Raw genomic sequence first — 12692 nt, 5'->3', positions numbered from 1 at the left:
TGTTTTTGAATTCATGGTTTTAAAATATCGACTGCCCACTTAAATTGTATTCTTTTCATATTGCTGCCACATCGAGTTATACCTTATACACTTTATGAAACCCTCAGCTGCATCAGGTAGTCTTTCAGGCAATCTGCCATATCATCCAGCATATTGTCATGGCGACAACATTTGGCCACGCCAATAATACCTTGCAGCGACGCCAATAAAAACTTGGCTACTTTTTCCGGACTAACCTCTTTTCGTATGGTGCCTTTTTCCTGCCCACGTCTTAAAGCATCAGCAATTGCGCCGGTCCACTCCTGATACACGGCCTCAAGCCGCTCTCGAAAGCCTTCATCAATGGGTGACATTTCTTGAGATAAATTATTGATTGGGCAGCCTTTTTCAATCTCGGAGGCGGTATTGCCGGCGCGTTCCTGCTCACAAATATCGATGATGGTTTTTACCGGATCATCGGAATCTTTGAGTGGCATCACCCAACGATTCATCACATCCTGACCCAGTATTTCATCCACAATCGCATAGCCAATGGCCATTTTATTAGCAAAATGGTGGTACAGGGCGCCTTTTGTCAGTTTGGTGCGTGTCAAAATATGCTCCACACGCATGCCCTGAAAGCCCCTTAAATGAATTTCCTCCAGCGCGGCTTCGAGTATTCGTCGCCGCGTTTCATCTGGATTTCGAAGTACCACCATAATAAACCTCTAACAACTGCGTTTAGCGGATCCGCTTTAACGCATTTTTACTGAAATCTCGCTCATCAACACCGGTCTGGAACTCATAATCACTCCAGGTGAGTATGGTTGCCTTGCCTTTTTGATGATTTTGCATTTCCATTTTATGCGCTCGCCAATAGTCATCCAGATAAAGCTTGTACTCACTGTTGACCAATGTCTTCAATAACGCATTTTTTCTATCATAATACTCTGTTTTCAAAATGCGATATTCTTTTTGATCAATATAATTTACCAGCCGGGTGTAGCCTGAGTGCTCATAGGTTGGATAGCTTTCCACCACGTACACGGGCTTTCCATCAACTTCATCGTCGTGCAGGTATTTGTAGTCGTACTTTTCCAGCTCAAACGACGATAAATCTTCAAATGAAAACTCGCTGCCCATAAAAGGGCCCGACTTATTGCTCGAAGAAATACGTTTCACACGTTTCAGTGCCGGCAAGTAAAGCCATTGCTCATCAGGTCGTTGCGCGTGAGAAAACGAAAGAAAAGCGGTGCCTTCCACGTCTTTTGGTTCATCAAAAATAGTCAGGCTCTTATCGCCGTCGTTTTCAACTTCCAGTGACTGAACACGAATTTGGCGCGAGCTGGTATCGCCCGACTTACTGATCAGTTTCATCACCATTTTTGCTTTTGAGTTATTCCAGCCGGTATTGCGTTGTTCGGCTTCTTTGGCAATCGCCAAACCTTTTTCTTCAGCCGTTTCTGCCAGGCTATTAAGAGGCAGTAGACTCAGCAAGCTCAGAGTCAGTAGTAGCTTTTTCATGTTGTTTTTCCTCAAGTTTAATTAAAAGTGGAGGGAGTAATAAGAAATCGACAATTAGTGCGATGGCAATGGTCATGGCCGTCATCATGCCCATTTCACTGTTCATGGTGAAGGTTGATAACGTCATAATGTAAAAACCGGCCACCAGAACAATGGTGGTCACCGTTAATGCCATGCCAACGGTTTGAAACGCATAACGAACCGCGTCCTGCGGGCTTAAGTTTTTCTCGCGGCGGGCACGCAGGTACTTACTTAAAAAGTGGACGGTATCGTCAACAACAATACCCAGAGTCATGCCAACTACAACCGATAACCCCATACCTACGTTACTTACCAGCATTCCCCAAAGACCAAACGCAAGAGCCGCCGGTAATAAGTTGGGAATAAGACTTAACATGCCCAGTTTAAAGGAGCGTAACGCAAACATCAGTATCAACGAAATTAACACCAGTGCAATCAAAGTGCCTGATAAAGAGCTTTTAATGTTTCGCTCGCCTATGTGCGCAAACATCATGTTGGAACTGGCCACATCCAGCTCATACTGAGGGGCATTGTTGTTAAACCAGTCGTAGATACGATCTTCCAGCACCAGTAATTCATTTGATGACAGGTTATACAGTGTCAGCCCGACACGAACGGACGATTTATCAAGGTTGATCTGATTGGTGAGATCAAGCCCCTGAGGCAGTGACATTTCGTAAAGCAATAAATATTGTGCCGCTAAATCTTTGCGCTCAGGCAGTCGGTACCATTCTGGATCATCGGCGTGCATGTTTTTATTCAGCCGCTTCATAATGTCGGTGATGGTTTCTACATGGCGCACTTCCGACCAGGTTTCTGCAACCTGGGAAAAGTCATCCACTGCTTTTAAATATTCGGGCTCACTAATGCCATTGGCTTTACCGGTTTTAACCGATACAAACACATTATAGATGCCGGTTAAGTGTTCGCTGGTGTAGTCAGTATCTGCCCGGAACGGCACTTCTTTACTGAAATATTTCACAAACTCATCGTTCAGCTCATTGTTGGGAATAAACGCTATAACACCGACACTCAATAAAGCAAAGCTGGGTAACAATACTTTTCGCTTTGCAATAACCCAGTCACCAAGATTATCCATCCAGTGGTAGGCCTTGGGCTCTTTACTGCGTACTTTTACCGGCATTACCATAAGCAGTGCCGGCAAAAAGGTAACCGAATAAATAAACGCCAGGCCAACACCGATTGCCACAATATTGCCAAAGTCATGCAGTGGCGGCACATCGGATGCATTCATACTTAAAAAGCCAATAATAGTGGTGATACTGGTTAAAAATATTGGCTGCATATTAAGCCGTAACGACTCCACCATGGCCTGCTGTTTTGAATCGCCACGCCGCATTTGCTGTAGAAAGGTTACCAATATATGCACCGCATCTGCGACTCCCATGGTCAATATCACTATCGGCGTGCTCATGGCAGGACCAGACAGATAACCTCCCAGATAAAAGAACAAACCCCAGGCACCTAAAATAGAAAATAGATTCAACAAGACCGAGGTGATCACACCGCTGGTGGAGCGCACCATAAACCACATAAATACGGGCACCACAATAAACGCCATTATCGGTAAAAGCGTGCTTAAATCTTTTATGGTGGCTTCCGGAAATGACACATTCATCATTACCATGCCGGTCAGCCTGACCTCAAGATTTGGGTTTCTTTGTTCGACCTTTTGCGCCAGCTCACGGGCAAAATTGGCAATTACCATCACCGCCTGTTTTTCTTCTGCAGTTTGCGGATCATCGGGTACTTCAACGGTTACATTCACCGCTGTGGTGCCTTTGTCTTCGGCGATCAGCCGGTTAACCAGTAGTGGCTCCGATATAGCAATATCACCGATGCGCTGCAGATCCTGCTTCGACAAGGAAGAGGGTTGCTGCACCAGATCTTCAACAATCAGCTCATCGCCATCGGCGTAGGTGTACTGAAAGTTGGTAATGGAGTCGACACGGGTGGATAACGGGGTTTGCCAGGCTTCTTCTGTCAGCCATTGCAGTGTTTCCAGAGTATCCGGAGTGAACACATCACCGTTTTTTGGCGTTATCACAAATAACACGTTATCCGACTTGGAGTAGGTGTCCTGCATGTCTTCAAACGCCAGTAACTGCGGATTATCTTTGGAGAAAAAGATGCGGTAGTCGCTTTTAAAATCCATTTTTGAAAAGCCGGTTATCATGGCCGCTACAGATACCAGCGACAAAAATATAACCAGCCAGCGCCAGCGAATGATCCATTCTGCGTAGGCGACCACCCTTTTATTTTTCATACAAAGCTCCCGATTTGTCAGGTGATGATTGTCAAACAATAGTGTCAGCGGTAACGGCCGAATTGTTTATACCGTCACACGCTTGTCATACATCAGTTATTAGATAGACCAATATAGGGCAGAAGTATATAAACAGACCGGTTGGTCTGTCAATATTCACACTTGCCACTTTTTTCAGCAGTGGCCAATGAAAAGCAACTGACATTCCTGTATAAAAATGTGACACAGTTATCATTTACTATCTATACTGTTTAAATCAGGGCGTTGTTAGTTATTGGGATGTTAGCAATTGGCTGACTAGTGATTTGCCCGCTACCACTAAAATTGACCAGAAGAGCTTATCTATGAAATCCATTGTTGTACTGTTTATTGTTAGCCTGTTAACCGCGTGTGGTGGTTGGCAACAACAAACTTTTAAACCAACCAATTGGTATAACCTGGGGTTTAAGGAAGCCCAATCCGGCTTTACTGAGAATTGGCGCGATAATTATCACATGGTGTACGGTACGCCCGATGGATTTAAACCCAGCGAGTATCAGCAAGGTTTTAGCGCTGGCAAGCAAACCAATTGCCGTGTAACGGCCTGCCCCCAAATCGTCCAGCATAAAAGCGACTGAGTAATATAATACTTTGGACTGGTGTGATTGCGGCACCTTATATTTGTCTCTGATTCAGTGAACTCCGTTTCACTGAATCTTTCTCAACGATCATTTTACACCATCATTTTAAACCATCATAATTACTAAACTGGTCGTTGAGTGTTCTCACCCTCTATTAGCATTTGTAGAATCTAGCGTTTCTCAGATCCTGACAACACCGTATAATCACTCCATCTCTAGAGCGTGTTAATAATTTTTGAGTCGAACTTATAATTCACTGGATACCCAGATGCCGCAACAGCGCCTGATTAAAATCATCGATCCATCACTGTATTCTTTGCTTTCCGAAGCTAGTTTTTCTGAGAGTATCCATCCTAAAATATCGAGTAACTTGATCCTTGAGCAAAATGGTAACCACACACCCAGTGAACAAGAATGGTTTTTACAACAAGACAATCAACAACTCACTTTAAAAGGCGTATTACAGCAACAGACATTTTCACTCAGTTTTGATTTACAATCAGCACAACTCAATTATCGACGGCAACACGGTGGTGGGCGTAAAGAACCTCTGGCAAAAGCCGTCGGATTAAAAAAAGCAAAAACACCTTTTGTTATCGATACAACAGCAGGCATGGGCCGAGAAGCATTATTGTTGACATCCATGGGCTGCAAAGTTCTTGCGATAGAGCGTCAACCGGTGATCTATTTATTATTAAACGATGCCATTAATCGCTTATACCTAAATGGTGATCGAGGTTTATCTGCTAGTCAGTTAAAGCTTATTCACGCCAATAGTACCGATTATTTAACGGATTTAAACCGCCAAAAGAACTCGGAAAAACCCCAGGTAATCTATATGGATCCCATGTTTCCGGATCGCAATAAGTCTGCCGCGGTAAAAAAAGAAATGCGCATATTTAAACAGCTTGCCGGAGAGGATATGGATGCCGCGGAGCTTTTAACGATAGCCTGTAAGGTTGCTGAAGAAAGAGTTGTTGTAAAACGTCCGGCATCAGCACCATTTATTGCCGAACGTTCACCTTCATTTCAAATCACAACAAAAAAACATCGATTTGATGTGTACTTAACCAATAATGGGCAGTTAGAAACTTAATAAGAATCTTTCAATCCGCCGATAAACGCTTATCGGTAAATGATATCTTTTCTTAAAGGAACAAGTTTGGCGAGTAATTGATTTTGTACACTATGCGGTACATTATTTTGATCCATCGCGTTAATTAATAAGTCCACCAAATGATTAAAGTCCGTTTCTTTTACATTCATGCCGGTATGAATATCAATCATATTGTCGCCGGTATACTCACAGGGTCCATTGGATATCGCGCAAAAATGTTCTATTAATCCTTGTCTGAAATGCGTTATATCGGCTTTGGCAAAATAATGAAAAATTTGCTGATCATTACCAATTTCATTGATCAAGTCATCAACGATGTTTTCAATGCCAGTCTCACCACCCAGCTCTTGATACAAAGTCTGTTTATTATCCGTCGATAGACTGACGCAAGAAGTCAAAGTACAAAAAACTATAGCGATTAAAATTTTAATAGTATTCATTATCTACCTTAAAAACTTTTGTCCATAGGGTGCCAAACATCAAAAAATATTATAAATAACCGGTAACCGACAGATACCAGCCAGTTTGATCATTGATTGCTGCAATACTGCCAAGATCAACCCAGGCTGCGGTAACGCTTACCGATTTATTGGGGAACCAGGCGACAAACACATCACGCCAGTGATCTTCGCCAAGGTTTAAATTATCGGGTTTTTCCCGAAACTCCATACCAATCGCAATATGGCGACTCATCAATACCGCAGTTGATGCTTCCAGTAACCATTGCTTATTCTTGCCTTCGCCCCCAAAACCCAACAAGCCCATTTGATTGGCTTGTGTGTGTCGTAAACTGACATTCCATAACCAGTTGTAGCCAGCAACAGCACCAAGATGCAGTTTGCTGGAAGCAATATAAAAGTCAGTGTCACTTTTTTTATTAGCCCCTAATGCAAAAGCTATGGTTTCAGTTTTTAATGATTTATGTTGAATGCCGACACTTATCTGAGGCCATTTCGAGTAAACCAGATCACCGTACAATCTAACTTTTGCACCAACGATGTCTTGTTTTAGATCGGTATTTAGAGGTTTAACTTCAAAGCTTTGTTTGGCATAGGAAACTTCCACTCGATCAAAAAAGTTAGCCTGTACACCGCAAACATTTAAGGCAAAGTCATCGACACTCACTTTACTGCAATAACCACTGCCAGATATCTGTTCGCGACTGGCATAACCCGCCAACTGCGCCCAGGGCACAATACCACCGCCAGCTGAGCCTTCGACTTGGGAAACACCGGGTGTTGCCAATAACTTTCCATCGGCTGAACGAACATTAGTATGAACAACCAGAAGTATTAACGAAGCTAGTATTAAGTGTTTAAGTTTAAGCATCTCTTTGTTGCAACCATTCGACAAATTCATTAGATGATACCGGGCGACTTAAATAATAACCTTGAGCGTGATTGCATTTCATGGTTTGTAATAACTGTAATGAGCTCTCTGTCTCAACTCCTTCAGCAACAACAGATAAGCCAAGCTTATGGCCTAACTCAATTGTTGAGCTTACAATTTTTTGATCTTTATCAGATTCTGATAATTTTAGTATAAAACTCTTATCTATTTTTAATTCATCTACAGGAAGCTGTTTTAACTTTCCTAAAGACGACTGACCAATACCATAATCATCCACTGAAATGGTAATACCAATTTTCTTCAATTGTGTTAATCGCTCTATCACTAAATCTTCATTGATCATAATGTCACGTTCCGTTAACTCAAGCGTTATTTGATCAGGATTAACATCGAATTGATCGAGTTGATTCAATAAGAAACTCAAAAATTCTGAATGGCTTAAGTCTTGTGCGGAAACATTAATGGCAGCGGTCATCATTAATCCATCATTGCGCCAGTTTTGAAGTTGCATCAAAACTTGCTTAACAACCCAGTGGGTCAATTCAATAATTAATCCTGATTTTTCCGCAAGACCAATAAATAATTCAGGCGATACAAAACTTCCATCCAGCTTTTTCCATCGAATCAGCGATTCGACTTTATCAACGGTATTTTTTTCCAAGTTTAATTTTGGTTGATAGTTAATGTACAACTGACCATCGTCGTTTTTTAAAGCCTGCTTCAACTCATCTATTATTGCCAGTCGTTTCAAATGCTCTTCATCTTCACCAGCCTGATACATTCTTACCGACTGCTGTTCTTTACTTGCCGCATCCAGCGCAATCGTTGTGCGTCGAAATAGTTGTTTAGACTCCTGTCCATGTTCAGGATATAGGCACACGCCAATCCTATAATTTAAATTCAGTTGCAAATCTTTAACTATGATGGGTTCTGCTAATAAGTCCTGCACATTTCGAACAATCGTTTTACTATTTTGTCTTTCTTCAACAGAATAAACCGCCATAAACTCATCGCCACCAAGCCGACCGTGTATTGAAAAACTGCTTTGTTTATAATCTTGCAAACGATTCGCTACGGCATGTAAACATTGGTCACCAATATCTGGGCCTAACGCGTCATTAATCCGTCTGAATCCGCGAATATTGATGGCCATAAAAACATACTCTCGTTCGCTGACCAGGTTTTCTGACAAAATTTCCAATAGAGTATGTCGATTGTATAAACCGGTGGTTAAGTCATGGCGAGCCTGATATAAAACTTCTGCTTCACGTAACTGAACCTCTTTACCCATTTCACTGAAACTTTCATAGAGCCTGTCAACCTCCGTACTGGATCGTCTCGGAGGTTTTTGGCGATAATAATTTCCGCCAGCAAACGCCTGGGCCATTTTCACCAAATGATATAATGGGTGCGTAATATTTTTAGCCACATAACCACTGGTCGTTATCGCCAGAAGCAGTATCAGTAACGAAAGAACAAAAATAGTTAAAATTAAACGATCAAATTCGCTATAAGCGGATAACAAGCTGGCTGATATTAAAACGTTTACATTGCCATCGGCCTGGTTCAGAGAAAGTTTTCGATTGCTGAACATTGGTCGTTGCCACCATAAAACCCCCGATGTCTTTTTATCAAATGCTTCTGTTATCTCTCCATTACTGATATTTTTATTGGTACTGATGATGATGTTATTCGATTGACCAAAAAATGTAATTTCTAATGAAGTCAGTTTTTTTAATTCACTAATCACTGCGTCATTTATTTCAAACCCAATAATACTGTATGCAATGGTTCGCGGTGCTTTAATTGGTAATGTAATCACTTGATAAAGAGTGTTATCAATTAAAATAAACTGTGACTCAATTGAACTTAATTCAAGCCTATTCAAACTGTTTTGCGCTTTTAGTGTTGATAATAACCGCTTATCACTGCTGGAAATTAACTCACCATCACGATCGGTTAATATCATCAGATCGGCATTAATTCGAGAGCCATGATTGTTCAGTACACTTCCAATGGTTTCCGAATCACCGGTTGCTATGGCCTGCTTAAATCCAAAATCCGCCGTTAATACTTTTGCGGCCGTAATCAACAACTGTTCTTTGGCATTTAAATATTCAACCAGTACGGTTTCTGCACTGTCTATTTGCTTGTTAATCTGTTTTTGATGAAAATCGGTTGCTGTCCACCAGAAAATAACAAACAGTGTTAAGCTGGTTAATATAACCAGACTAATACAAACCAGTACAACCTGATTTTTAAGGCTTGTTTTTAGTGTCATTTTTAAACTTCGACTGGAAGGTATTTCTTGGAGCAGGCTTTGTTGTCACCAGTGTGATTGGAAATGGTTTGTCATCACTACTGGCGATACTTTTATGATTTAGTGTCATTCGTGATTCAGGACCTGTTCGATGTAAAGCATGCCAGGCAGTAATGCTTTTTACACCTTTTGGTAAATTGATCTTTGCACGCCCCTGTGTATCGGTCACAACATAATAAGGACTGCTGGCAATATAGACATAGCCGACCATAGAGTCATGAATATTACAGCCTAGTACAGCAATGCCATCGTTATTAAATTTAACCGGTTGCTTCGGCTGGCCTGAATAGAGTTTTAATTCAAATGTTTTGGCCTGCGAAAAAGAATAAACATGATGTCGGATATTGTCACTGTTGGGGAAGTTAACATACTGACCTTGCTGGATCACCAGTATTTCTGGTGAAAATGATTTATCCACCTGATCCATTATTGCAACAGACAAATTAGATGCCGGTTCTGCGCCTTCAACATGCAGTTCAATCACTGTATATGGCAAGGGATCACCATGTTGATCCTGCACCGCCAATTCAATGGCTTCAGCGTTTATACTATTCAACAACCAAGCTATGGCCAAAAAGGTCGACGCGAACCTGTTGGATAGCTTCTTAAAAGGATGCATATACTTGTCGCCATTCTTTTCTTTTTATTTCACTAGAGAAAACATCAACTCTGATACCATGACACTTGAGTCGACTCATGCTTACTACCGCCTTGCATAAACAGTATGGCAACAAGCGGGCATTTATTCAAAGATGAGTTATTGCAGGCTGTCGATGTTTATCCCTTTATGGCATATTGATTGCTACTTCTTCATTTTCATCGGTATCAAGCCCCAGAAAACCACCGGTTTGATGGGCCCATAATTGCGCATAAATACCATTGTTATCCACCAGCTCCTGATGTGTTCCCTGCTCAATAATGCGTCCTTCATCCAGTACAATGAGTCGATCCATGGCGGCAATGGTCGACAGTCGGTGGGCAATGGCAATCACCGTTTTACCTTCCATCAGGCGATACAGACTCTGCTGAATTGCCGCCTCAACTTCCGAATCCAGTGCCGAAGTTGCTTCATCTAATACTAAAATTGGCGCGTCTTTTAACAGAACGCGGGCAATGGCAATACGCTGACGCTGACCACCGGATAACTTAACACCGCGCTCTCCGACCTGCGCGTCGAGACCGGTTCGTCCTTCCGGATCTTGCAAGTCATTAATAAAGGTATCGGCTTCCGCCTGCTTTATGGCGTCCATTAACTGCTGCTCACTGGCATTTGGATTGCCGTAGAGAATATTATCTCGCACCGAACGATGCAGTAACGAGGTATCCTGCGTCACCATACCTATTTGCGCCCGAAGCGATTCCTGCTGCACCTCAGCAATATTTTGCCCATCCACCTTTACTGCGCCGCTTTCCACATCGTAAAACCGCAACAACAGATTAACCAGAGTCGACTTACCGGCACCGCTTCGACCCACCAGACCAATCTTTTCACCTGGCTTAATCGACAAAGACAAATCTTCAATAACACCGCTGCCTTTACCGTAATGAAAAGTAATTTTGTCAAACTCGATGGCACCTTTGTTAACGTCTATGTCCACTGCAGCAGAATCGTCGGTAACGGTTTGAGGTTTCGCCAAGGTATTCATACCATCGGTTGCGGTTCCCAGATTTTCAAACAGGCTACTGACCTCCCACATAATCCATTGCGACATGCCATTCATACGCAGTGCGATTGGGATCGCCACCGTAATTGCGCCTATGGTAATTAAACTCGAAGACCACAACCATATAGACATTCCTGCAATGGCAAACACCAGCAGGTAATTCATACTCTGAACAACAATTCCCAGTAATGTCACCATACGCATTTGCCGGTACACAGTATCAAGAAAACTTTTCATACTGTTACGGGCGTAATTTGCTTCATGTTGCGTGTGTGCAAATAATTTTACTGTGGAAATATTGCTGTAACTGTCGACCACCCGACCCGTCATGGTTGAACGGGCATCGGCCTGCTTTGCTGACAGTTGTTTTAGCCGCGGAATAAAATAAATTTGTGCGCAAACATAAATAATAAACCACACCAGAATAACCAGAGTTAAACGATAGTCTGCCTGCGCGACTAAAATCAGGGCACTGGTGAAATACACCGTGATATACATTAATACATCGAGCAACTTCATCACGGTTTCACGCACGGATAAGGCGGTTTGCATCACTTTGGTCGCGACCCGACCGGCGTAATCATTTTGAAAAAAGCTGATACTCTGGCCGAGTAAATATTTATGCGCCAACCAGCGAATGCGCATGGGATAATTACCCAGCAATGACTGATGAACAATTAATGAGTGCAACATAGCCAGTAAAGGCAACACAATCACCAGAAGTCCGCCCATCCAGAGCAACATTGCACTGTTTTCGGCAATAAACTGATCCGGTGTTGAGCCTTCCATTTTATCGACCAGGGTGCCGACAAAGCCAAACAAGGAGACTTCCAGTACGGCAATTAACGCCGTGGTGATCGACATAATAATAAGCGGCCATTCCATGCCACGGGTGTAGTATCGACAAAATGCCCACAACCCTTTTGGTGGCTGTTCTGGCTGGTCATCCGGAAAAGCATTGGTTAGCTTTTCAAAAAAACGAAACATAATAATCTCTTTAATAAAAAATAATTAACGGTGATTGATCATTAATTTTGTCACACTAACATCTGTACTCAGTGTGCCGCAGCAATAGCAATTGGGTTAACTGGACGCTTCAACCCGAAACAGATAAAACACCAGTCCGCCCACCTGTTTTTGTTTTACGACTTGCCAGTTTTCAGGAAACTCTATGTCATCGGAATGGCGCTCGTGTTCTACATAAACCAGACTACCCGGCTTTACGAAAGTTGGCTGATTGAGCGATTTAAGCGTCGACGTAAGATAGGATTGAAAAAACGGTGGATCAACAAAAATGATGTCGTAAGGGTTTTCATTCTTTTTAAACACCACTTCCGCACTGGTATTAAACACCTTGTAATTGGAGAACTGTAACTCTCTAAGATTGGCGTGAATGTGATCCGCTGCTTTTTTATTCTTTTCAACAAATACCACTTCACTGGCGCCCCGTGACAAGGCTTCAATGCCAAGCGCAGCACTGCCCGCAAACAGATCCAGACAGCGTGATTCATTAATGTCGTACATCAACCAGTTAAAAAGTGTTTCGCGCACCCGATCAAGAGTGGGCCGTAAACCGGCCACTTCAGTAAACTTTAATCGACGCCCTTTCCAGCGACCACCAATAATTCGAACGTGGCCGGTTTTTGAACCGCGACTGGGTTTACGTTTGGTTTGATGGATCATACGACGAACTCGCTATGGCTTTTTAACGGGAAATGGTAGGATATCGCCCAATTGTCAACCTCGGTAACGGCCTCAACAGTTAAGCCATGATAAACCTATCATCGGTTTTCATGGGTAAGCTTTCACC

11 protein-coding genes are annotated in these 12692 nt (G+C 42.5%); 2 read left to right on the top strand and 9 right to left on the bottom strand.

Features of this window, described 5'->3' with window-relative positions:
- Positions 1 to 92 precede the first annotated feature (92 nt).
- Genes C8D97_RS15495 through C8D97_RS15485 form a run of 3 tightly spaced genes read right to left on the bottom strand, consistent with a single transcriptional unit; the run spans position 93 to position 3811 of the window.
- On the bottom strand, positions 93 to 698 hold the full coding sequence (locus tag C8D97_RS15495; protein WP_109764711.1) for a TetR/AcrR family transcriptional regulator: 606 nt from the start codon (positions 696 to 698) through the stop codon (positions 93 to 95).
- 22 nt (positions 699 to 720) lie between these two features.
- Complete coding sequence (locus tag C8D97_RS15490) at positions 721 to 1503, bottom strand: outer membrane lipoprotein-sorting protein (protein WP_109764710.1); 783 nt, start codon at positions 1501 to 1503, stop codon at positions 721 to 723.
- Positions 1454 to 3811 carry an efflux RND transporter permease subunit gene (locus tag C8D97_RS15485; protein ID WP_109764709.1) on the bottom strand — a complete coding sequence of 786 codons (2358 nt, stop codon included), beginning with the start codon at positions 3809 to 3811 and terminating at the stop codon, positions 1454 to 1456. The genes C8D97_RS15490 and C8D97_RS15485 overlap by 50 nt, the downstream gene beginning before the upstream one ends.
- A gap of 344 nt (positions 3812 to 4155) precedes the next feature.
- Here C8D97_RS15485 and C8D97_RS15480 point away from each other — a divergent pair, with 344 nt between their 5' ends.
- Together C8D97_RS15480 and C8D97_RS15475 are read left to right on the top strand one after the other, a co-directional pair.
- Entirely contained in the window at positions 4156 to 4428 is a 273-nt protein-coding gene (locus C8D97_RS15480; protein WP_109764708.1) for a DUF2799 domain-containing protein, read from the top strand.
- A 271-nt stretch (positions 4429 to 4699) separates the two neighbouring features.
- A complete protein-coding gene (locus tag C8D97_RS15475) occupies positions 4700 to 5527 on the top strand; it encodes a class I SAM-dependent methyltransferase (RefSeq protein ID WP_109764707.1) in 828 nt (275 codons plus the stop codon).
- 29 nt (positions 5528 to 5556) lie between these two features.
- Here C8D97_RS15475 and C8D97_RS15470 read toward each other — a convergent pair whose 3' ends face one another.
- The 6 genes from C8D97_RS15470 to rsmD form a co-directional block, all read right to left on the bottom strand.
- Positions 5557 to 5988 carry a group I truncated hemoglobin gene (locus C8D97_RS15470; protein WP_109764706.1) on the bottom strand — a complete coding sequence of 144 codons (432 nt, stop codon included), beginning with the start codon at positions 5986 to 5988 and terminating at the stop codon, positions 5557 to 5559.
- A gap of 49 nt (positions 5989 to 6037) precedes the next feature.
- Positions 6038 to 6907 carry a DUF3034 family protein gene (locus C8D97_RS15465; RefSeq protein WP_210204970.1) on the bottom strand — a complete coding sequence of 290 codons (870 nt, stop codon included), beginning with the start codon at positions 6905 to 6907 and terminating at the stop codon, positions 6038 to 6040.
- Entirely contained in the window at positions 6870 to 9179 is a 2310-nt protein-coding gene (locus C8D97_RS15460) for a bifunctional diguanylate cyclase/phosphodiesterase (protein WP_109764704.1), read from the bottom strand. Before C8D97_RS15460 ends, C8D97_RS15465 begins: the two co-directional genes overlap by 38 nt.
- Positions 9157 to 9774, bottom strand: coding sequence for a methylamine utilization protein (locus tag C8D97_RS15455; protein WP_210204969.1), 618 nt, complete (start codon positions 9772 to 9774; stop codon positions 9157 to 9159). Before C8D97_RS15455 ends, C8D97_RS15460 begins: the two co-directional genes overlap by 23 nt.
- 229 nt (positions 9775 to 10003) lie before the next feature.
- Positions 10004 to 11869, bottom strand: coding sequence for an ABC transporter ATP-binding protein (locus C8D97_RS15450; RefSeq protein WP_109764702.1), 1866 nt, complete (start codon positions 11867 to 11869; stop codon positions 10004 to 10006).
- Positions 11870 to 11965: 96 nt separating this feature from the next.
- Complete coding sequence (gene rsmD / locus C8D97_RS15445) at positions 11966 to 12565, bottom strand: 16S rRNA (guanine(966)-N(2))-methyltransferase RsmD (RefSeq protein ID WP_109764701.1); 600 nt, start codon at positions 12563 to 12565, stop codon at positions 11966 to 11968.
- Positions 12566 to 12692 lie beyond the last annotated feature (127 nt).

The organism is Pleionea mediterranea (assembly GCF_003148745.1).
Lineage (GTDB): Bacteria > Pseudomonadota > Gammaproteobacteria > Enterobacterales > Kangiellaceae > Pleionea > Pleionea mediterranea.
This window is presented reverse-complemented; position numbering and strand designations above follow the sequence as displayed.

Coding starts and splice junctions, on each gene's coding strand:
- C8D97_RS15495 (WP_109764711.1), bottom strand. CDS start 698: ATGGTGGTACTTCGAAATCCAGATGAAACGCGGCGACGAATACTCGAA.
- C8D97_RS15490 (WP_109764710.1), bottom strand. CDS start 1,503: ATGAAAAAGCTACTACTGACTCTGAGCTTGCTGAGTCTACTGCCTCTT.
- C8D97_RS15485 (WP_109764709.1), bottom strand. CDS start 3,811: ATGAAAAATAAAAGGGTGGTCGCCTACGCAGAATGGATCATTCGCTGG.
- C8D97_RS15480 (WP_109764708.1), top strand. CDS start 4,156: ATGAAATCCATTGTTGTACTGTTTATTGTTAGCCTGTTAACCGCGTGT.
- C8D97_RS15475 (WP_109764707.1), top strand. CDS start 4,700: ATGCCGCAACAGCGCCTGATTAAAATCATCGATCCATCACTGTATTCT.
- C8D97_RS15470 (WP_109764706.1), bottom strand. CDS start 5,988: ATGAATACTATTAAAATTTTAATCGCTATAGTTTTTTGTACTTTGACT.
- C8D97_RS15465 (WP_210204970.1), bottom strand. CDS start 6,907: ATGAATTTGTCGAATGGTTGCAACAAAGAGATGCTTAAACTTAAACAC.
- C8D97_RS15460 (WP_109764704.1), bottom strand. CDS start 9,179: ATGACACTAAAAACAAGCCTTAAAAATCAGGTTGTACTGGTTTGTATT.
- C8D97_RS15450 (WP_109764702.1), bottom strand. CDS start 11,869: ATGTTTCGTTTTTTTGAAAAGCTAACCAATGCTTTTCCGGATGACCAG.
- rsmD (WP_109764701.1), bottom strand. CDS start 12,565: ATGATCCATCAAACCAAACGTAAACCCAGTCGCGGTTCAAAAACCGGC.